Annotated in this window: 24 protein-coding genes; 17 read left to right on the top strand and 7 right to left on the bottom strand. The window is 56.7% G+C overall.

Translation table 11 applies throughout. The features are described from left to right. The first annotated feature begins 71 nt into the window (after positions 1-71). The 8 genes from ACR0JF_RS16665 to ACR0JF_RS16630 all read left to right on the top strand — a co-directional run bounded on the left by ACR0JF_RS16665 (position 72) and on the right by ACR0JF_RS16630 (position 7,306). Positions 72-860, top strand: coding sequence for a hypothetical protein (locus tag ACR0JF_RS16665; RefSeq protein WP_480669566.1), 789 nt, complete (start codon positions 72-74; stop codon positions 858-860). Further along, on the top strand, positions 860-1,906 hold the full coding sequence (locus ACR0JF_RS16660) for an SU10 major capsid protein (RefSeq protein ID WP_480669565.1): 1,047 nt from the start codon (positions 860-862) through the stop codon (positions 1,904-1,906). Before ACR0JF_RS16665 ends, ACR0JF_RS16660 begins: the two co-directional genes overlap by 1 nt. A 442-nt stretch (positions 1,907-2,348) precedes the next feature. Beyond that, positions 2,349-2,981, top strand: coding sequence for a hypothetical protein (locus tag ACR0JF_RS16655; RefSeq protein ID WP_480669564.1), 633 nt, complete (start codon positions 2,349-2,351; stop codon positions 2,979-2,981). Between the two features lie 85 nt (positions 2,982-3,066). After that, entirely contained in the window at positions 3,067-3,582 is a 516-nt protein-coding gene (locus ACR0JF_RS16650; protein ID WP_480669563.1) for a hypothetical protein, read from the top strand. Continuing rightward, positions 3,582-4,253 (top strand): hypothetical protein, encoded by a 672-nt coding sequence (locus ACR0JF_RS16645; protein WP_480669562.1) that lies wholly within the window; start codon positions 3,582-3,584, stop codon positions 4,251-4,253. The genes ACR0JF_RS16650 and ACR0JF_RS16645 overlap by 1 nt, the downstream gene beginning before the upstream one ends. Positions 4,254-4,276: 23 nt before the next feature. Then, positions 4,277-5,248, top strand: a complete 972-nt coding sequence (locus tag ACR0JF_RS16640) for a hypothetical protein (protein WP_480669561.1) — start codon at positions 4,277-4,279, stop codon at positions 5,246-5,248. A 4-nt stretch (positions 5,249-5,252) separates the two neighbouring features. Continuing rightward, positions 5,253-6,920, top strand: a complete 1,668-nt coding sequence (locus tag ACR0JF_RS16635) for a hypothetical protein (RefSeq protein ID WP_480669560.1) — start codon at positions 5,253-5,255, stop codon at positions 6,918-6,920. Continuing rightward, positions 6,917-7,306 carry a hypothetical protein gene (locus ACR0JF_RS16630; protein WP_480669559.1) on the top strand — a complete coding sequence of 130 codons (390 nt, stop codon included), beginning with the start codon at positions 6,917-6,919 and terminating at the stop codon, positions 7,304-7,306. The genes ACR0JF_RS16635 and ACR0JF_RS16630 overlap by 4 nt, the downstream gene beginning before the upstream one ends. Before the next feature lie 508 nt (positions 7,307-7,814). Here ACR0JF_RS16630 and ACR0JF_RS16625 read toward each other — a convergent pair. Beyond that, positions 7,815-8,783, bottom strand: coding sequence for a site-specific integrase (locus ACR0JF_RS16625; protein WP_480669558.1), 969 nt, complete (start codon positions 8,781-8,783; stop codon positions 7,815-7,817). Positions 8,784-8,999: 216 nt separating this feature from the next. On the opposite strand from ACR0JF_RS16625, the gene mce reads away from it, so the two are divergent. Together mce and ACR0JF_RS16615 are read left to right on the top strand one after the other, a co-directional pair. After that, positions 9,000-9,404 carry a methylmalonyl-CoA epimerase gene (mce, locus tag ACR0JF_RS16620; protein WP_170662184.1) on the top strand — a complete coding sequence of 135 codons (405 nt, stop codon included), beginning with the start codon at positions 9,000-9,002 and terminating at the stop codon, positions 9,402-9,404. A 21-nt stretch (positions 9,405-9,425) separates the two neighbouring features. Next, the gene (locus ACR0JF_RS16615) at positions 9,426-9,698 is read left to right on the top strand and encodes a DUF1467 family protein (RefSeq protein WP_170374730.1); all 273 of its coding nucleotides are present in this window, start codon (positions 9,426-9,428) and stop codon (positions 9,696-9,698) included. Positions 9,699-9,700: 2 nt separating this feature from the next. On the opposite strand, the gene ACR0JF_RS16610 is transcribed toward ACR0JF_RS16615, so the two are convergent. The 3 genes from ACR0JF_RS16610 to ACR0JF_RS16600 form a co-directional block, all read right to left on the bottom strand. Beyond that, positions 9,701-10,393, bottom strand: a complete 693-nt coding sequence (locus tag ACR0JF_RS16610) for an EI24 domain-containing protein (RefSeq protein ID WP_170662182.1) — start codon at positions 10,391-10,393, stop codon at positions 9,701-9,703. After that, positions 10,390-10,968 (bottom strand): nitroreductase family protein, encoded by a 579-nt coding sequence (locus tag ACR0JF_RS16605; RefSeq protein ID WP_170662180.1) that lies wholly within the window; start codon positions 10,966-10,968, stop codon positions 10,390-10,392. The genes ACR0JF_RS16610 and ACR0JF_RS16605 overlap by 4 nt, the downstream gene beginning before the upstream one ends. Before the next feature lie 187 nt (positions 10,969-11,155). Then, the gene (locus ACR0JF_RS16600) at positions 11,156-11,395 is read right to left on the bottom strand and encodes a hypothetical protein (RefSeq protein ID WP_170460576.1); all 240 of its coding nucleotides are present in this window, start codon (positions 11,393-11,395) and stop codon (positions 11,156-11,158) included. A gap of 120 nt (positions 11,396-11,515) precedes the next feature. On the opposite strand from ACR0JF_RS16600, the gene ACR0JF_RS16595 reads away from it, so the two are divergent. The 4 genes from ACR0JF_RS16595 to ACR0JF_RS16580 all read left to right on the top strand — a co-directional run bounded on the left by ACR0JF_RS16595 (position 11,516) and on the right by ACR0JF_RS16580 (position 13,186). Next, entirely contained in the window at positions 11,516-12,217 is a 702-nt protein-coding gene (locus tag ACR0JF_RS16595; RefSeq protein WP_170662178.1) for a M48 family metallopeptidase, read from the top strand. Further along, positions 12,214-12,582, top strand: a complete 369-nt coding sequence (locus ACR0JF_RS16590; protein ID WP_170662176.1) for a YigZ family protein — start codon at positions 12,214-12,216, stop codon at positions 12,580-12,582. Before ACR0JF_RS16595 ends, ACR0JF_RS16590 begins: the two co-directional genes overlap by 4 nt. 68 nt (positions 12,583-12,650) lie before the next feature. Next, positions 12,651-12,902 carry a DUF6455 family protein gene (locus ACR0JF_RS16585; RefSeq protein ID WP_170492215.1) on the top strand — a complete coding sequence of 84 codons (252 nt, stop codon included), beginning with the start codon at positions 12,651-12,653 and terminating at the stop codon, positions 12,900-12,902. Between the two features lie 14 nt (positions 12,903-12,916). Next, a complete protein-coding gene (locus ACR0JF_RS16580) occupies positions 12,917-13,186 on the top strand; it encodes a DUF6455 family protein (RefSeq protein ID WP_480669557.1) in 270 nt (89 codons plus the stop codon). Positions 13,187-13,209: 23 nt separating this feature from the next. Here the strand turns inward: ACR0JF_RS16580 and ACR0JF_RS16575 are convergent, their stop codons facing one another. Beyond that, on the bottom strand, positions 13,210-13,452 hold the full coding sequence (locus tag ACR0JF_RS16575) for a CDGSH iron-sulfur domain-containing protein (protein WP_170374744.1): 243 nt from the start codon (positions 13,450-13,452) through the stop codon (positions 13,210-13,212). Positions 13,453-13,681: 229 nt separating this feature from the next. On the opposite strand from ACR0JF_RS16575, the gene ACR0JF_RS16570 reads away from it, so the two are divergent. Further along, entirely contained in the window at positions 13,682-13,867 is a 186-nt protein-coding gene (locus ACR0JF_RS16570; RefSeq protein WP_425085163.1) for a hypothetical protein, read from the top strand. Between the two features lie 139 nt (positions 13,868-14,006). After that, positions 14,007-14,363: a diacylglycerol kinase gene (locus ACR0JF_RS16565; protein WP_170662172.1), complete on the top strand. Its 357-nt coding sequence runs from the start codon at positions 14,007-14,009 to the stop codon at positions 14,361-14,363. Between the two features lie 36 nt (positions 14,364-14,399). Here ACR0JF_RS16565 and ACR0JF_RS16560 read toward each other — a convergent pair whose 3' ends face one another. Further along, positions 14,400-14,723, bottom strand: a complete 324-nt coding sequence (locus tag ACR0JF_RS16560; RefSeq protein WP_170747584.1) for a hypothetical protein — start codon at positions 14,721-14,723, stop codon at positions 14,400-14,402. A 118-nt stretch (positions 14,724-14,841) separates the two neighbouring features. Then, a complete protein-coding gene (rimO, locus tag ACR0JF_RS16555; RefSeq protein WP_170662169.1) occupies positions 14,842-16,230 on the bottom strand; it encodes a 30S ribosomal protein S12 methylthiotransferase RimO in 1,389 nt (462 codons plus the stop codon). Between the two features lie 98 nt (positions 16,231-16,328). Here rimO and ACR0JF_RS16550 point away from each other — a divergent pair, with 98 nt between their 5' ends. Then, positions 16,329-18,275, top strand: a complete 1,947-nt coding sequence (locus ACR0JF_RS16550; RefSeq protein WP_170662167.1) for an AsmA family protein — start codon at positions 16,329-16,331, stop codon at positions 18,273-18,275. Positions 18,276-18,290: the final 15 nt, after the last annotated feature.

Genomic DNA, 18,290 nt, shown 5'->3' with positions numbered 1-18,290 from the left:
CTGAGAAACGCCAAGCCGTTACCGACCTGCTAACCGGAAAAACATCACCTAATGAGGTGGTTTCATCCAACTTGGATGAAACAGCTACCACCCAATTAGGTGATCAAGAGACCGCCACTGCCGAGGGAGTCGGCCCCCAAAGCAATGGTGACGCCAGTGAGGGCGGGGAGGGCAGTGCTGTGACCCAAGCCGCCCTTGCTGGCGAGCTATCCGTAAAGGAACTAGCGGAGACGCTAGGAACAACGCCGAAGAAGCTGTACGACAGCTTGCAAATCACCACCGGAGACGGTGAAACCCTGACGCTTGGTGAGATTAAAGATCGCATCACAACGCAGGAAGCGGCCACGCGCGAGAGCGTAGAACGTGAGACCGCGATTAGTCAGCGTGAGAGCGCAATGCTGCAAAACATGCAGCTACTCGACTCGGTTATGCACGATTTGAAGGGCAAGCTATCACCTGAAATCGTCCAAAAGCTGCAACGCCACACGTCAGAGCAAGAGGCGCGAGAGCGCGGCATGATGCTCAAGACAATGCCTGAACTGGCAGACAAGGCGCAGCTAGACACGTTCCGCAATGATGTAGCGGAATATATGCAGGCTTACGGGTTTCGACCTAATGAGTTGGTCATACGTGACCACCGGATTGCACTAGCAATCAAGGACCTCATCCAGACTAAGCGGCAACTACAAAAGCTGATGGATTTTCAGCCTGAACAGACGCCGCCTAAGACTAGGAAGCCGCAGGGCAAGCAACGTCGCCCAAATCGTTCAGCCGAGACAATCGCAAAAGGACGTTCAAGCACGAGACCGCAGGATAAGGCGGTTGCTGTGAACGCCATCTTACAAGAGGCCAAACGATAATGCCTAATCCTTCGACACATCAGAACTTTGCTTCTGTAGACTTCAACGGCACGATCCGCGAGGACGTGATGGACACAATCTGGGATATCTCAGATTTCCCGCTGCCCTTCACTGATCTGGTTGGTTCGTCCACCGCAGAAAATCACTACCACGAGTGGGTAGAAGATGAACTGGCTGATCCCAAGATGGGCGGGTTCGTTGCTGACGGTGCAGACAGCAACAAAGACGACAGCAAACTTGGCGCGCGTCTGGGCAACCACACGGGTATTCTGACGAAAGAAGTCAAAGTATCCCAAGCCGCTCAGGACGCGGATAGCATCGGTTCGATTGCATCGCTGGGCTATCAGGTGATGCAGCGCCAAAAGGAACTGCGCCGCGATTATGAGGCCAACTTTCTGGGCATCCAAGGCAACACCGCAGACAGCGGCGATGGCGTCACCGCTGGCGTTCCCGCTGGTCTGGCGACACAGTTGACCCAGGTAGATACAGGCTCAGGCGCAACAGGCGGCGGTTTCTCCGCTGGTTCGTGGACAGCCATCACCGCTGGTGCCAAGCAGGCGCTGACCGAAACGCTGGTGCGTGACGCATGTGAACAGGCATGGATGGATGGCGCAAACCCGTCTGTCATCATGTCCGTTCCGTCGGTCATTCGTGCGCTGTCTGAGTACATGTTCACATCGTCCAGCCGTATCGCCACTCTGACCCGCGAAACGCAAAACGTCGGCGAAGGCGGTGCTGCCACCGCTCTTGGCAGCGTCAATGTGTTCATCACCGACTTTGGCGTGACGCTGGACATGATCGCAAACCGTATCCAGCAAATGTACGCTGACTCGACTGGTCCTGAACTGGACGCAGCCGCTGTCTACGTGTTCGACCCGATGTACCTCGATATTTCGTGGTTGACTGGCTACACCGTTGACGAACTGGCGAAAACCGGCCTTGCCGATAAGCGCCTGATGCATGCCAACGGCACAGTATGTGCGCTTAACCGCAATGCGGGGCGTGTCCTGTTGGATATTGATCCGACAGCCGCAGTCACGACCTAAGCGCATGTAGATTGGCGGCGGGTGTAAGAGAACGCCGCCAATCACCCAATTAGGTGAAAGGGCTTCAAATGTTTGTACGCAAACCGACGAATACGAAGCTGACCGACGAAGATGCGAAACACATCAAATACGACGTAGACCGCGCCTCATTTACTGCAAAAGACGTTGCCGAGGAATTTGGGGTAAGCGACCACACAATACGTCAAATATGGAATGAGAAAACGTACCGTGACATCTAAATTTCCATGCCCATACGTTGCTCGTGGTAGTCGCTCTGCCACCAAATCCGCATTTAACGAGGGCGTTCAAGTCCCTCAAAAAGATTTTGACGAAATTGCAAAGCGCAAACCAGCGCTCAAGTCGGCCGACCGCCTAGAACGTTCTGAGGCGATGAAAAAGGAAATCCTAACAGGCGAACTAGCCAAGTACAGGAGACGCTGACATGACTGGAAAATTGGATATTGGACGCGGGGATGAATACGGCTTTTATCCCAAGCTGGCACGGCAACATGCCGAACTTGTTGCGCATCATCACCCTACACACCCTGTGCCGCATGCCATTCACGCTGGATCAGATGCGGTTGACGTCACCAGCATACCCGAAACAGGTAGCAACGGCGTGACGTGGGTTTTGAAGTTCAAGACAGGCGGCAACCAACAGACAACAGGCGCGGTTGACGGTAACGCCTCACGTGCTGACGTTATTCGCGGTTTGATTGCGCAGACCGCACAACTCACTAAGAACGGGTTGATTGGTACGGTTACGACTGACGGTAACTTTATCTACATTCCGCAAGGCGTTCTCGGTGCTGTCACCGAAGGAGTGGTTGAATCCGCTTCTGGCACTACAAACCCAGCGCCGCCGCCTGACTTTGTGCAGGGTCCGTATACCGCTAACGGCAAAGCGTTTTGGATACAGCGCGAGGGCGGCGTTTGGTACGTGTGGTTTGACGCTGCGCCAGATGGACAGCCCGACACGCGGCAGCGCTTGGACGCCTACTTGGCTGATCCTACTCATGCGCCATACGAACCCGGCATACGGACGCAAGCTGAGGCGTTGGGATGGGTAAGCTAACGCCCATCAAGCAACCACCCATCACCGCCGTGCGCAGGCCCGGTCAACTGATTGTGCCGAGAAAACCGCCGAGGAAACCTAAGCCATGAACCAGCTTATTCGCCACAGACAGCGCGTCATTTCAGCGGTACGCAAACCGGGACAGGCGCTTGTGCCAAACCGCCGAGCAACCACCCAATTAGGTGCTACATTCACGCTAGGAACAGGAGCGGCAGACCAAGGCAACGGGCAGTATCGACTGACCGGACCCGGTGCGACATTGGAAGTAGGCGTAGCTAATGCGCCCGCTGGTCTGTACGTCCTGTACTATGACGTTATCAACGCCTTTGTAGGCGGCACCCTGCACGACACACCTAAAGGCGATACGGGCTTTAGCACCGCTATCCCTACGTGCGCTGATCCAGTCACTACAGGCTTTAGACACGCACAAGGCGGCATGGTTCCAAGCGTCAACGGTCAGTATTTTGCAATGCGCCGCTATCAGCAGGTGCCGCAAAACGCGACAGGAACTAACAAGATGTTCCACTTGTCGCTGTGTAGCAGCGCCGCCGCTGGTGACTACGAAACATACGGCAACTTCAAGCTAGAGAGGTATCTATAATGTCTATTGGTGGAGAAGCCAGCGAACAGAATAGGTTCTCTGAGTCGTGGCGTAACGCTTTCAATTTCAGCCAAGGTTCTGGCGAAAGTTTCATTGACCCGAACCAACAAGGCTTTCTGGATTTCATACGCGGTGCCGCTCAGAACACCTTCAACGCTTCACAGCCGGTTGCGTCTGACCTTGTGGACAGGGTGAACACAATGGGCAATGAAGCCGTTGCTAACCTATCCGGTCTGGGCAACGCGCAACAGGTTATCGACTCGCAGCTTGAGGGCTTGCGGTCTGGCCTAGGTGAGTTGCAGCAACAAGGTCTGAACCAGATTGGCGACAACGCTGCTAATTCTGGTGCCTTTGGCGGTGCCAGACACGGCATTGCAGAGAGTGCGCTACGCGGCGAAATCGGTGACGCCTTTACACGCGGTTATGGCGACATCATTGCCAACGCATCGCGCCAGTCGATTGACGCTAACAACGCTGCCCTAGCTGGCGGCGGTCAGATGATCACTAACAACCTAGCGGGCACCTACGGCCCGTTGCAGGCGCTGGCAGGCATCATTGGCGACCCGACAATCCTACAGCGTAACGACAGTATCTCGTACGGCGAGGACGACGCCTATTCGTATGACCGGGGCAACAGCGAGAGCGCAGGCTTCGACTTCGGTTTCAAGTAAACACCTAATTAGGAGTTAGACAGATGGTTGCACCACTACTCTTAGGCATTCTGGGCGCTGGCCTTGCTAGTCAAGCGGCGGTGCATGGATACGCCATCCCCGAATACAACCGCAGACGCGGGCAGAAAGCACAAGGCATTCTGGACGATCTGCCAGAGGACGCAGGAATTGACGATAAGCGCCGCGCTCTGATGGGCGCTGGTTTGTTGAGCGTTGAGGACTTCGGAAAGCTAGGCTTTGAGGACCAAGCCAGCGAAAGAGACTTCCTTGAACAACTCAGGATCGCGCAGACCAACAACGCCGCCGCTATGGATCGCGCTATTCTGGGCGAACAAGGCGCGACTGAGCGAACGAACATTGTTCAACAGGGTCAGAATGACCGCCAAGCGTCTGACCAAACGTTTAGAGCGGAGCAGGCAGAGATTGATAGAGCGGCTGAGGCTGACGTTATCAACGCTACCAACTGGCGAGAGGCTGACGATCAATTCTGGGCCGCTGACAGCGCACTAGAAACGGCTGTAGCGCCAGTCAACGAGCGTATAAACCTGCGCAATCAGGCAATCCAAATAGCTGAGCAGCTACAGCAAGCGATGCTCACCAAAGGTACGCACAGTCCAGAGGTTAGAGCGCTACAATTCCAGTTGGATGAACTGAGCGAAATCGACTTCTATTCGTGGGTAGCGGAAACCTACGGAGACCGCGAGCCATCGCCTGAAACCCTACGGCAACTGCGCGAGGCGTATCCGACGTACACTAGCACCGACATCAGGCGCTGGCCGGAGGTCACAGAGGCGTACAACAGCCGCAACGCTACAGACGCTCAAACCGTTCAAGATCACATCGCGAAGGCTCAACGCACTGTTGACCGCCTGAACGAGAAGTTCCCCGGTCAAGGGTGGGCGTTTGAAAACCCTAACCGCTTTGTGGTCCAGCCCTACGGATCGGGCGGCACCGTTTCACCTAATGAGGTGGACCCCAACACAATAAATAGGTGACGACATGCAGACAGCACGTACCAAAGATGGCCGCTACGTTATCCGCGATGTTGGTGAGAACAACTGGACCGAGGTAACGCGCGAAGAATGGGACGCAGCTAAGCGCGGCGTAGGTTCGTCACTCCTGAGTGCCGCTAAAGATAAACTCCAAGACTACGCGGGCGGCATTGCTGAGTCATACGGCGGCGTCGGTGTCCCTAACCCTGTTGCTGACGCAATCCTACCGCCTAGAGAAAACCTAGTAGAGCGGGGCCGTGATGTACGGACAGCAAACGACCCACGCCAAGAAGCTAACCGGACAATCAATCCCGGTTCGTCTTTTGTAGGCGAGATACTGCCAGAGGTTGCGCTAGGCGCGCTAATCAGGCGTCCCGGTCTGGGTGTCGGTGTTGACGCTGGTCTAGGTGCCGCTGGTGATCCAGAGAACCCCGTAAGAGGTGCCATCATAGGCGGTGCAGCAGGCGGCGCAGGTGTTGTAGCAGGTAAGGCTATTGAAGCTATGCCCGGTGCAATGCGCGGCATGACCCTAGCAAACAGGATCAAGGAAGGCGCTAACGTGGCTGACGTGCGCGCTCAAAACCAAGCGCTGCGCGAAGCTGTAGAGGCTGGGACACCGCTGCGTGTGGTAGACAACAGCCTTAGTGCTGCCGTGAACCCAAACGCTACAGGAGAACTGACAGAGAAGGTGCTAGGCGGCGTCTACGACAGCGATTTCATGTTGGACCGCTACGGTTTCCCGACCAGCCAAGCGCAAAAGACGATCCTAGATACTGGCGACCCTGTTGCCTACAACCGCGCCCGTGCGCAAGACAACGAGAACTTTAACGAGTCACGTGCGAGGGGCGGTCTCAGAGGCCAGCTTAAGGACGCTTACGCGCCTATCGACAACTATGCAGACCTAGCGGTGATCCAGCAGGACGCGGTAAACCGTGGCGTCATGTCTGCTATGGGTAGCAACCGCGTTGCAGCCAGCACAGACAACGTAGACGAAGCGCTAGACCAAATTTCCAAGAACTACGACGAAATTGCCGTACGCGCTGGCAATATGGAAATGGGTAGCACTATGGATCGCATTGACGATCTGATTGCAGAAGCACCGCCGGGTACGGAAGTAGATACCGCCCTAAAAGAAGCAAAGGCGCGTATTGGCAGCTACTTGCAGCAGAACGAACAAGGCAACCTGTATCTGACAGCGGAGGACTTGATGAAAATCCGCAACGTCCTTGCGAAGCAGGCCAGAAACGCTTTCAAGGGCCAGCCTACAGTAGAGGTTGGCTACGGTCTGAACGACGTTGTGAACGAGTTGGACAATCGACTAGCTCAAGCGCTGGACGCTGAGGACAGGTCTCTACTGATTGAGAACCGCTCACAGTATCCCGCCGCCCTAGCTGCGCGTAACACCGCTGCGACGACCAATGACCGGGGCGACATCAATATCCGCTCATACAACAACGCCTATAAGCGCCTGATGCGCCGCAACCGCACCGCCTACCGCAATAACGAGTTTGGTAAGTTTTTGAACTCGGCAGCAGCGGCAATGTTCCGTGAAACCAGAGACAGCGGAACACCGCAGGGTGTCGCTACCATGTTCGAAGGTTTGCTAAACGCCGCTGACATTGCAGGCGTTCCCGGTGCAGGCGCTATCCGTCAAGTACGTGATGCAGTCAGATGAAGGATTTAGCGCCGCCTGAGTCGATCACCGAACACCTAATTAGGTATAAGGACGACATACTGCGCGCCATATCCTACGCGGATAACTCCTATAGCTTTGACGATATCGTGGCAGGCGTCCTGACCGGGCGTCTGCACTTCTATCCGCTTGGTAACGCATTCCTGATTACGGAAATCCAGAAGTACCCGAACTGGTCGGCCTACCACATATTCTTAGCGGGCGGCAGTTGGGCCGACATCATCGGCTTTCAGACTAAGATGCTAGAGAACGCCAAGGCGCTAGGATGCGCTAAGCTAACCCTGACCGGGCGGAAAGGCTTTGAGCGGAAACTAGCGCCGCACGGCTGGACAGCTACCCACGTCAGAATGCACATCCCTGTCTCCTGAAAAGTGTTGTCCCAGACCTGTGACAACAGAATTTGTGGGCTGAAAAGTGGTGTCTCAGACCTGCGACACCACATTTCTCTGTGCCAACTTGGCACAGTGAATCACCTAATTAGGGTGCTAATATATAACCTGTTATATGCTCTAGGTTGTATTCGAATGTATATACAACAACCTGTAGAACGGCCCGTGAGAGCCGGAAAATCCGGCCCCTCAAATCGCGCGTTCGGCATCGTAGCAGCCGTGATACGCTGGATTTTCGGGGTCTCCGTCGATCCTCGACCCCCCAGCCCGACCCCCAAAACCGGGGAGATTGGGACAAGACCGTAACATAACCAGTTATACTATAACCTGTTAGAAACTGCTGTATAAATTATACCACAGTTTTGGACTACCTAATTAGGTGATCTACCGTACCAAGTTGGTACGGTAGATGTGTCCCAAGTTGGCAGAGGTCCGTAATATTTTTACTGCCCCTACCAACAACTTGTTGGTTGCAATTAGGTTGCTTTTACCAAGTTGGTAAAAGTAGGCTTTCCGGTGTAACATGGGTGTAGCGACGCACCGTTTCCCATGCCCGGTGACCACTGACTACGCAGATTTGAGGGACCGTATAACCCGCCTCAGCTAGCCGCGAGATACCTTCATGCCGTAGATCGTGTAAGCGCAAATCCTCTAAGCCTGCCCGTCTTGCCGCTTCTCTGAATACTCGGCTGACCGTGCCTTGTAGGTAGGGAAATGGCCGCTCACCTGTCTGCGCCATCAGTATGTCATACGACTTGCCGATAAGCGGCACACGATCTACGCGAGCGTTATCGTTGGGGTCTTTGCGGTTTCTAATCGACACGACTTTTCCGCGAACGTCTCCCCATTTGATGCCGCAAGCTTCCGCGCTACGTATAGGGCATTCTACTAGAAATTCGATCACATCAAACGAAACGCGGTTCGAGCGGAAGTTCTCCCTAATTAGGTGAAGTTCACTATCCGTAATACGGCGGTCCCGCTTACGTACACGCGGCATTTGTCCAGATGTTTCCAACGCCGCTATCGCCTTGTGTATGCCTGACACATCGTAGTTCTGAAACCACGCTACGTTAGCGTAGTTGAGCGCTCCTGCTAGTGACTTGAGGTCAATTCTGCTGACACCTAAGCCGTACTTGCGGCGGTTCACTGCCCAAGATTTGACAGCGGAGGGCGTTAGCTTGTCCACGCTAAGCGTCATGTCAGATTTGAGCCGTTTTATAGATGCGGCCTTTGATCTGCTCCACTGCCCTTGGTTCTCTTTTTCATACCTATGTAAAATAGTCAGAATAGGTAGTTTCCCGCCATCGCTAGGCACATCACCTAACCTCAATTCCTGCTCTGTCTTAGCCGCCCATTCTTCCGCTTGCCTGCGTGTAGGGAATGTGCGTGACCGCCTCACCCGATTGACGCATAGCTGTGCCTCAACACCGCGCTTCACATCCTTAAACGTTGCCATTGTCAGCCCCCGTAATCGTAAATCCTACCCGTAAATATAAGCCCAGCATTACCAAATGGCTAGTGGTGCTAACCTGTTATCGTATTGTTTTTTATACCTAATTAGGTGGGGTTAGGTGATCGCTTAGTATCACAGGGTTAACGGGCAATTTGGCGCACTTGTTCTTTGACCGGTCAGCCTCCATAACCCAAGCAATGCAGGACAGAGGAGACTATCATGATTGGACGCCTGAACCACGTTGCCATCGCCGTTCCGGACCTTGAGGCCGCATCGGATCAATACCGCAATGCGCTGGGGGCCAAGGTGGGTGCGCCTCAGGATGAACCCGATCATGGTGTGACGGTTGTCTTCATCGAACTGCCCAACACCAAGATCGAGCTTCTGTACCCGCTGGGTGATGACAGCCCGATCAACGGATTTCTGGAAAAGAACCCCGCAGGAGGTATCCATCATGTCTGCTACGAGGTCGAGGATATCATCGCCGCGCGTGACCACTTGAAGGAAACCGGCGCGCGCGTTCTTGGCTCGGGTGAGCCCAAGATCGGTGCCCATGGCAAACCGGTGCTGTTCCTGCACCCCAAAGATTTTAACGGTTGCCTGGTCGAGTTGGAACAGGTGTAACGCCAGCCCGGAGGGCCTGACATGACTATCACTGCCGCTTTGGTTCTGTTTGCCGTTATCTGGTTCATGACGCTGCTGATCGTTCTGCCTATTCGTATCAAGACGCAGGGCGATCTGGGGGATATCGTTCCGGGCACCCATGCGGGTGCGCCGGAAGAGCATCACATGAAAAAGAAGATGTGGATCACCACCGGTATCTCGATCGTTCTTTGGGCGATCATCGCCGGGATCATCCTGTCGGGCGCGATTTCTGTGCGCGACTTCGACTGGTTGAACCAGCTGGAGCCGCGCTAACCTCAGGTGCCCGAAAGCTTGTGATAGATATGGGTGAACGTGGCCGCCCCTAGGATCGGGATCACAAGGTTCACCAAGGGAACGGAAAGCGGGATCGCCATCAGCGTTCCTGCAGCCCAGATTGTGGTGACGTGTTTGGCGCGTAGCTTGCGTGCCCCGTCACGACCCAAGCGGCGCATCGCCGCCAGCGTAAAATACTCTCGCCCCAGCAGAAATCCGTTCATCGCCCAGAAAATGAAGGGCGCGAAGGGCGGGAAGATCGCGTAGAGGATCAGCGCAAGAACATTGGCTAGGATCAGAACGCCCAAAAAGCCCAACCCATCCATGACGGCCTCGGATACCGGTATCCTTGGGGCTTTGGGCAGGGTTGGATAATGCTTGTCCTCGACGGCCTGCGCCACGTCTTCGAGAAAGATCGAGGTGATGGCCGAGGCGACTGGCACCATCAGGAACACCGGCAACACCAGCACTAGAAAAACACCTGAGTAGTTCAGCACGTCGTTCAGCCACGAAACCGTGCCGACAAATGGCAGTGATATCTCGTTGCCGGATAGCGAATTGATGAACCAGATCGCGCCCGCGCAGGCGAGGATCAGCAACAGGATGGTCAGCCCGATACCCCGAAACAGGACAGAGCGGAATTTTGGGTCTCCGATCTGACCCAGCGCGGCAAAAAACGCGTTGAGGATGATCATTCCGCGACCCATTCCGTCAGGGCGGCAACATCGGGCCGAGGGCGCTCGGGCGGGGCGCTGCCTTCGGTGGCGATGTGAATCAGGCCCGCGACGCTTTCATTGTCTGCCAGCCCAAATGCTTTTTGGCAGAAGGCACGGTCATGGGTCTGCCAGCCGGACAGCCAGTTGGCGCCCCATCCGGCGGCCAATGCCGCGTTCAACAGCGCCAGACAGACCGCGCCAGCCGAATAGGTCTGTTCGATGGCGGGGATTTTCTCGGACGGCTTCTGAACCTCGATCACGGCCACGGCCAGATGTCCCAAGTCGAACTGGCTGCGGGCCTTTGCGATGTCTTCGGGGCTTTTGCCCAAAGCGGTGCCGCATTCCTCGGTCAGGCTGGCCAGACGCGCCATGGCGCCTTTTTCCAGTACAATGAACCGCCACGGCTCAAGCTTGCCATGATCAGGGCTGCGCGCGGCTGCGGTCAGCAGCGGCAACAGCTCATCCCGCGTCGGAGCCGGCGCGATCAGCGTTTTTGCAGGGCGAGAGCGGCGCACCTGCAGAAATTCCAGCGCGGCGGGGTTTTTCAGGGACATATGTTAACTTCCTTTACATCAGCGGTTTGTATTTTGGTTGCCAGGGCTTGAGTTTCAAGGGGCAGGACAAGTTCGCTGGGTCTTTTCTGGCCGGACGGTGGGGCCTACGGAAAAGGGGTTTGAATGGCTACATTTGGGATATCTAAGGCATCGGCGTGTCGCCGTCCATGCACGCGCTCTGAGGGCCTTAATCCTGCGTTTCGCGAATTTGATAGACGCCTTCGGGCAGGTCCAGCGCGGCTGCGAGATCACGCACCTGTTCAGGCGACAGCGTTATTTTCTGGACCTCACCGGTGCGGGGGTCAAATTGTTCCAACGTTACACATTCCGCGAAGCTGTTGATGACGACGTCTTCGTTCAAAGGCTTGTCGCCTTCATCCACCAGAGTGATCACCGTCGAGTCGAATTCATGCTCAATCGAAAACATGAGATCAGAGTGCGCGCGACCGCCCCGCAATGCAAGTCGTTTGGGCGCGATCCGGGTATGGTCGTGCCGTCATGCGCGCGCTATGTTCCCCTTAAGGCCTGACCGCTTGAAGGAAACCTGATGCGTCGACTTATTCTTCTGGTGATTGCACTGTTTCTGGCGGCATGCAGCGCGGAAAGCCTGCGTGAGCAGTCCGTCGCCGAGTGGGAGGCCTCGGATTCGCCCGTAACGGTTGAGACCTTCCGCGAGGTGAGTCAGGCAATCGGTGACGAAGCACGCGCGCAATGTCTGCGTGCCTCTAGGGGGCAGAACTGCGACTTCCGGATTCTGGTGGACCTGAACCCAAAGGCCCCGGCCAATGCGTTTCAAACACTGGATGACAAAAACCAGCCGGTGATCATTTTTACCCGCTCGATGATTCAGTCAGCCCAGAACGCGGATGAGCTGGCCTTCGTCATGGGCCATGAGGCGGCGCATCATGTTCTGAGCCATATCGCCCGTCAAAGCGAAAACGCCAGCGCCAGTGCCGCGAAATTCGGAGACCTGGCGCGGCTTCGCGGCGGCAGCGACGCCGAGATTGAAGAGGCGCAGAAACTGGGCGCAAAAGTGGGCGTGCAGGCCTATGTCCAGACCTTTGAGCTTGAGGCCGATCAACTGGGTACCATCATTACCTACAATGCCGGATACAATCCCTTGGTCGGTGCCAAGTACTTCGATCGCATTCCGGATCCCGGTGACAAGTTCCTAAGCACACATCCACCCAACGCGCAGCGGGTGCAGATCGTTCAGCAAACAGCCCGGCAGCTTGGATTGACTCAATGACGGATGTGTTGCGGATGGGGGTCGTCCTGACGGACCGGGGCTCGAAATACGCGGTCTCGGGCGCTCATGTCGAATCGCGGGCCGAGATTGACGCGGTGCTGGACGCGCTGCGTTCGGACAAAAGCTATGCCAAGGCCACGCATAATACATGGGCGGCGGTTTTGTCGACCGGCGGGTTGAAGGCGGACGATGGCGAAAGCGGCGCTGGCATGGTGATCCTGCGTATGTTGGAGCGTGAAGGCCTGCGCAATCATGTGATCATCGTCACCCGCTGGTATGGCGGCAAGAAACTGGGCGGAGACCGCGTTCGTCGTGTTCAGGACGCCACGCGCGCCTATCTGGACCGGATCAGCGCCCCAATTTGACCTGAATCAAAGTCCGATGGTGCATGCTTGCTACCCTGTTTGCCAGCGCGACAGGGAAAGGACGCAACATGCCCAGCCTGAAATCACTGCGATTGCATGCCGGTTTGGTGGACGACATGGCAAACATGCTGGATGTCGATCTGGAGGAAGCCACGATCCGGGGCGATGTGTCCATGGACCAGCTTTCGGAGGCGGTACTGCGCTGCACCGATTGCCCCAATCCCGACAATTGCCAAACGCTGCTGGCTCAAGCGTCGTCTCTAAGCCGGACCCCTGAATACTGCCGCAACAAAGACTTGCTGCATAAACTGATGCCCTAGCGCGGGTTAGTAGGATGCCGCATCTGGGAAACATCATGACCCATTTTCGTCTGGTCCTGCGCATGGGGCAGACAACCGGCGCAGACCTTGTTCATGCGCATCGGTCCGGCAAACTCAGCCAAGAGGAATGGGCTGAGATGATCCAGTTCTGCCGGGGGTGTTCATCTGCGCAGGATTGCCCCGAATGGATGGATCGGCAGGCCGTGGGCACAGACGCACCGCAGACCTGTCCGAATCGGGCGAAATTTGCCGCGCTCAAGGCCGCGCAAACAGAACAGGCCTGAAGTCTCAGGACCTGAACTGCCTTTCAGAGCTTGGAATGCGACCCGTCGCACAGGGGTTGCTTGGACGTATGTTTACACCCACAGAAGAACACCTTTTTGCTGGCCTCAGCGGTGTATTTGACTGGCTCGAACGTGCTGCCTTTGTGGGAGCCATCGCAGAAAGGTTGCCGCTTAGACTGGCCGCAGGAGCACCAGAAATAGCTTTTCCCTTCTTCAACCTCGACAGGAATGGGCGAGTCTTGGGCGATGGTCGGCGATTGAGACATTTGGCTACTCCGTCCTTTGGCTGATGTCTGAAAAAAGTCTAGGGTTATGTTTCGAAAAAGGTAGCCTGTCTTGGCGAGTAAGTCGCAAATTGCCGGTCATGCTGGCATGGAATCGCTGCGTTTCACGGTTTTGTGATTGATTCTGTTGCCAGATTGCTTGTCAGCCCGTATTCTGGTCGTGGCCCCGAAAATTGGGCAATATCAGCAAAGTAATAAAGGAATGATGGACATGAAACTGAAGTTTGCCGCCGTTGGTGCGTTTGCTCTGATCCTGACTGCTTGTGCGCAGCAGGAAGAACCGACCCCAGTATACGTTCAGCCGAGCTATGATAAAGCTGGCACACCAAGCTGCCCGGGCGGGTATCAGCTGGCAACAACCGAAGCAGGCCAGACTGTCTGTGACCCGATACAATAAAGGTTTTGCAGGCGGCCCCAATGCGGGCCGTCTGCACATCAAACGAAGTGGATGCCGCCCTTGGGGCGGTTTTTTCTTGCCCATTGCACCGCAGGCGCCAACCCTTCAGAACGGCACGAAAGCAATCGCCCGAGGACCCATGCTCAATTTCTTTTCCCGCCTCAAGGACCGCACCAAATGGAGCTGGCAAGGATTGGCCGCTACCTGGCGGGAGGAGTATTCCTTTCGCGTCTGGGGCTATGCAAACCTGATCTCGGCGGCGCTTGCTGTGTGGCTGCCGATCAGCGGGGCCGAGCGTGGGTTGATCCTTGTCATGGGTGTTCTCGTGCTTGTGGCCGAGCTGTTCAACACGGCCATCGAACGCGCGGTTGATTATACGTCGACCGACCATCACCCGCTGGCGGGGCAGGCCAAAGATGCTGCGAGCGCGGCCGTTGCATTGACCGCGATTACCGCCGGGATTGCCTGGTCTGTGGCACTGCTCGGCCTGATCTAGGCCGCCTTAAGTATCGCTTGAAATTCTTCGGAGCGCTCAGCGAAACTTGCGATGTATATTGTGGCGCAGGCCAAAGGATCTGTGTTTCAAATGCCGCGGCCTGTGATGCTTGAGAACCAGTTTACGACGGGGGTGCAGGACGCGCTTGGCCGGTTTGACCTTGTGTTTGAGGACCGGAGCCGAGTGATGCCGGTGAACAAAGTGTTTGTTGCGTTTGTAAATCACCAGCTTGTTGCCTCCGACTGGCAATATCTTGACCGCGCCACCATGCGTGTGCTGCGCCGCCACCGGAGGCGCCAGCATCATGGCCGCTACCGCCAGCATTTTGAAATGCGATGAAATCGTCGGAAACCGAAACATGAAACCCTCCACCCAGTGTCGAGTTCAGCATCGCGGCTTTGTCGGGCAAGCGCCAATAAACTCGGCTCACGCTTGCCTCAACTGATTTGTAGATTTTAGATCATATGGTTAAGGGTGTTCAAACCCGTTTGCCCCACAAGTCATACTCACCCGCTTCATCGACCTCGACCGTCACGAGGTCTCCAGGTTTGAGGGTTTCGAAACCCTCATCAATGAACAGGTTGCCGTCAATCTCGGGCGCGTCGGCCTTGGTTCGGCAGGTCGCGGCCTCGTCGTCGACCTCGTCCACGATGACCTGAAGGGTTTGACCGACCTTGGCTTCCAGTTTGGCCTCTGAGATCGCCTGCGCTTTCTTCATGAAACGGTCCCATCGGTCCTGCTTGACCTCTGGGGCCACATGATCGGGCAGATCGTTCGAGCGCGCGCCATCGACGTTTTCGTACTGGAAACAGCCAACACGATCCAATTGCGCCTCGTCCATCCAGTCCAGCAGGGTCTGGAATTCGGCCTCGGTCTCGCCCGGGTAGCCAACAATGAAGGTCGAGCGCAAAGTGATGTCCGGGCAGATCTCGCGCCAGGCTTTGATCTCGTCGAGTGTTTTGGCGGCTGCCGCCGGACGGGCCATGCGCTTCAGCACGTCCGGGTGGGCGTGTTGAAAGGGGATATCCAGATAGGGCAGCACATTGCAGCCTGCATCCGCCATCAGCGGGATCAACTCACGCACATGCGGGTAGGGGTAGACATAGTGCAGCCGGACCCAGGCATCGAGCTGCCCCAACTCGCGCGCCAGATCTGTGATATGGCTGCGCACCTCGCGGTCCTTCCACGGGTTCACATCGTATTTCCGGTCCAACCCATAGGCCGAGGTATCCTGACTGATCACCAACAACTCGCGCACGCCGTTTTCGACCAGCTTTTCGGCCTCGCGCAGCACCGCATGGGCCGGACGGCTGGCAAGCTTGCCGCGCATGTCGGGGATGATGCAGAACTTGCACTTGTGGTTACAGCCCTCAGAGATCTTGAGATAGCTGTAGTGCCGCGGAGTCAGCTGCACAGAACTAGCAGGCAACAGGTCAACGAATGGGTCCGGATCAGGCGGCACCGCCACATGTACCGCGTCCAAAACCTGCTCGTATTGATGCGGGCCGGTGACCGCCATGATACGCGGGTGGTGTTCCCGGATATAGTCTGGCTCGGCCCCCAAACAGCCGGTCACGATGACCTTGCCGTTTTCGACCAGAGCCTCGCCGATGGCGTCCAGAGATTCGGCCTTGGCGCTGTCCAGAAATCCGCAGGTGTTCACAATCACGGCATCGGCCCCGGAATAATCGGGCGAAATGCCGTACCCTTCGGCGCGCAACCGGGTCAGGATGCGCTCGCTGTCTACCAGCGCTTTGGGGCAGCCCAATGAGACCATACCAATGGTCGGCTGGCCTGAACGCGGCGTATCGGTGATCCGGGCAGACGGGGCAAGATCGGGGCGGAGGTTTGGCGGATTGCTACTCATGCGGCCGCATATAGTTTGGATTGGTTCCCCTTGCAAATGCGACCGTGGCTTTGAATGATACCTCAAACACAAGCCCAAAAAAGGCGGAGAGCAGTTCGATGAAATGGCTGATACGTATCCTGTTCATCTTGGTGGCCGTTGTGGGCCTTGTTGTGGGCGCGCTTTTGTTGATGCCCGGCGACAAACTGGGCGCGCTTCTGGCCGAACAGGTCAAGGCGGAAACGGGGCGTGACCTGACCTTCTCGGGCGATGTCTCGATCTCATTCTGGCCGGTTCTGGGCCTTGAAACCGGGCCGGTCACCTTCGGCAATGCCGATTGGGCGGGGTCTGAGCCGATGCTGAGCGCCGAAAGCCTGTCTTTCGGTGTGGATGCGGCGGCGCTGTGGGCTGGAGAGATCCGGATCAAACGGGTCTTTGCTGACAGCCCTGTTCTGCGGCTGGAATACGCCAACGGCCGGGGCAATTGGGAACTGACTGAACCCACCTCCGCACCCAGTACCGGCGGAGGAACAGCGCCCGCGCCTCAGGCGACGCAACCGATCACGTTGGACCGACTGGAACTCAGCAATGCGCGACTGATCTTTATCGAAAACGGAGCGACCAAGTGGAATTTCCGGGACGTCAACCTCTCGGCGCAATGGCCGGATGTCTCGGCCCCGATGATAATGGAGGCCAATATGGCCGTGCCCGGTGGCACTGTTCAGGTGAATCTGAAACTGCCTGATCTTCCAGCCTTTGCCTCGGGCGGCGCGGCACCTCTGGAGCTTTCGATGACAGCACCGGGCGGGCGTATCGCCTTCAACGGGCGCGCGACCATCGAAGGAGAGATGGACGGCAAGACTGAGGTCAAGACCAGCAATACCGACGCCATGCTGGCCGCGTTCGGGCAGGCGGGGGTGGCGGTGCCCAATGGTCTGGGGCGCGTGGCAGATGTGTCGGGGCAGATGACCTATACGCGAGACGGTCGCATCTCTTTGCGAGACATGACCGCCGTGTTGGATCACAACCGGTTCGATGGCGAGGCCGATATCGTGATTTCCGACCCTCCACAGATCACAGCCCGGTTGCGGGCCGGGGATCTGGATTTTTCAACCTTCGCAGACACCGTCGAAACAGGCTCCGGGGGCGCTGGGGCGTCTGCCAGTGACGGGTGGTCGACGACGCCCATCGAAGCATCGGCGCTGGGCTTGGCAAACGGTTCGATTCGACTCACCGCGTCCTCCATCGCCGTGCCGGACATGACGCTTGGACAAAGCGACCTGACGCTGAACCTCGACCGATCGCGTGCGGTTCTGAAAATGCATCCCGCGACCCTGTTTTCCGGACAATTGAATGGACAGGTGGTGGCCAATAATCGCAACGGCCTGTCCGTCGGCGGAAACTTCAAGGCTGAAGAAATCGATGTGCAGCAGGCGCTGTCAACGCTCGGAGGGGTTGAACGGTTGACGGGAACGGCCTCGGCCTCGCTGGAGTTTCTGGGCGTGGGGCAGACCGAAGATGCGATCATGCGGTCGCTGTCCGGGAAGGGCGATATTTCGGTCGGGAAGGGCGTCATCTCCGGCTTCGACCTGAACCGGCTAATGGGGCGCGGCGAAGGGTCCGGAGGGACCACAGTGTTCAACAGCCTGACAGCCAGTTTCACGATGGATGGCGGCAATCTGACGAACAACGACCTGCTCATGTCGCTGGATAATTTCAGGGCGGATGGATCGGGGCGCGTAGGGATCGGCGCGCGCGATATCGACTATCTGTTCACGCCGGTCGCCCTGCGTGCCAACTCAGGCGAAGGCATCGCTGTGCCTGTGCGTATTGTCGGCCCGTGGAGCGACCCTTCGATCCGTCCGGACCTGACAAAGGTCATCGAGGCAGCGGCAGAGGGAAAGCTGAAAGATCTGGAAAACGACGCCAAAACCAAGGTTCTGGAAAAGGTCGGGTCAGAGCTGGACTCGACCATCACAGACACTGATCAAATCGAAGACGTGCTTAAGGACAAGCTAGAGGAGGAAGCCAAGAAAGGCTTGCTCAAGCTGTTCGGAGGGGATTGATCGGGGCGCACATCG

It is taken from the genome of Ruegeria sp. BG11, assembly GCF_056538565.1.
Note: the sequence above shows the minus strand (reverse complement) of the source record. Positions and strands in the feature narration are given on the sequence as shown.

Bases quoted from the DNA above. Each gene is read 5' to 3' on its own strand.
- ACR0JF_RS16640 (WP_480669561.1), top strand. From the start codon at position 4,277: ATGGTTGCACCACTACTCTTAGGCATTCTGGGCGCTGGCCTTGCTAGT.
- ACR0JF_RS16600 (WP_170460576.1), bottom strand. From the start codon at position 11,395: ATGTTTTCGATTGAGCATGAATTCGACTCGACGGTGATCACTCTGGTG.
- ACR0JF_RS16550 (WP_170662167.1), top strand. From the start codon at position 16,329: ATGAAATGGCTGATACGTATCCTGTTCATCTTGGTGGCCGTTGTGGGC.
- ACR0JF_RS16635 (WP_480669560.1), top strand. From the start codon at position 5,253: ATGCAGACAGCACGTACCAAAGATGGCCGCTACGTTATCCGCGATGTT.
- ACR0JF_RS16565 (WP_170662172.1), top strand. From the start codon at position 14,007: ATGCTCAATTTCTTTTCCCGCCTCAAGGACCGCACCAAATGGAGCTGG.
- ACR0JF_RS16590 (WP_170662176.1), top strand. From the start codon at position 12,214: ATGACGGATGTGTTGCGGATGGGGGTCGTCCTGACGGACCGGGGCTCG.
- ACR0JF_RS16650 (WP_480669563.1), top strand. From the start codon at position 3,067: ATGAACCAGCTTATTCGCCACAGACAGCGCGTCATTTCAGCGGTACGC.
- ACR0JF_RS16570 (WP_425085163.1), top strand. From the start codon at position 13,682: ATGAAACTGAAGTTTGCCGCCGTTGGTGCGTTTGCTCTGATCCTGACT.
- ACR0JF_RS16610 (WP_170662182.1), bottom strand. From the start codon at position 10,393: ATGATCATCCTCAACGCGTTTTTTGCCGCGCTGGGTCAGATCGGAGAC.
- ACR0JF_RS16580 (WP_480669557.1), top strand. From the start codon at position 12,917: ATGCCGCATCTGGGAAACATCATGACCCATTTTCGTCTGGTCCTGCGC.
- rimO (WP_170662169.1), bottom strand. From the start codon at position 16,230: ATGAGTAGCAATCCGCCAAACCTCCGCCCCGATCTTGCCCCGTCTGCC.
- ACR0JF_RS16655 (WP_480669564.1), top strand. From the start codon at position 2,349: ATGACTGGAAAATTGGATATTGGACGCGGGGATGAATACGGCTTTTAT.
- mce (WP_170662184.1), top strand. From the start codon at position 9,000: ATGATTGGACGCCTGAACCACGTTGCCATCGCCGTTCCGGACCTTGAG.
- ACR0JF_RS16575 (WP_170374744.1), bottom strand. From the start codon at position 13,452: ATGTCTCAATCGCCGACCATCGCCCAAGACTCGCCCATTCCTGTCGAG.
- ACR0JF_RS16660 (WP_480669565.1), top strand. From the start codon at position 860: ATGCCTAATCCTTCGACACATCAGAACTTTGCTTCTGTAGACTTCAAC.
- ACR0JF_RS16630 (WP_480669559.1), top strand. From the start codon at position 6,917: ATGAAGGATTTAGCGCCGCCTGAGTCGATCACCGAACACCTAATTAGG.
- ACR0JF_RS16560 (WP_170747584.1), bottom strand. From the start codon at position 14,723: ATGTTTCGGTTTCCGACGATTTCATCGCATTTCAAAATGCTGGCGGTA.
- ACR0JF_RS16625 (WP_480669558.1), bottom strand. From the start codon at position 8,783: ATGGCAACGTTTAAGGATGTGAAGCGCGGTGTTGAGGCACAGCTATGC.
- ACR0JF_RS16615 (WP_170374730.1), top strand. From the start codon at position 9,426: ATGACTATCACTGCCGCTTTGGTTCTGTTTGCCGTTATCTGGTTCATG.
- ACR0JF_RS16595 (WP_170662178.1), top strand. From the start codon at position 11,516: ATGCGTCGACTTATTCTTCTGGTGATTGCACTGTTTCTGGCGGCATGC.
- ACR0JF_RS16605 (WP_170662180.1), bottom strand. From the start codon at position 10,968: ATGTCCCTGAAAAACCCCGCCGCGCTGGAATTTCTGCAGGTGCGCCGC.
- ACR0JF_RS16645 (WP_480669562.1), top strand. From the start codon at position 3,582: ATGTCTATTGGTGGAGAAGCCAGCGAACAGAATAGGTTCTCTGAGTCG.
- ACR0JF_RS16585 (WP_170492215.1), top strand. From the start codon at position 12,651: ATGCCCAGCCTGAAATCACTGCGATTGCATGCCGGTTTGGTGGACGAC.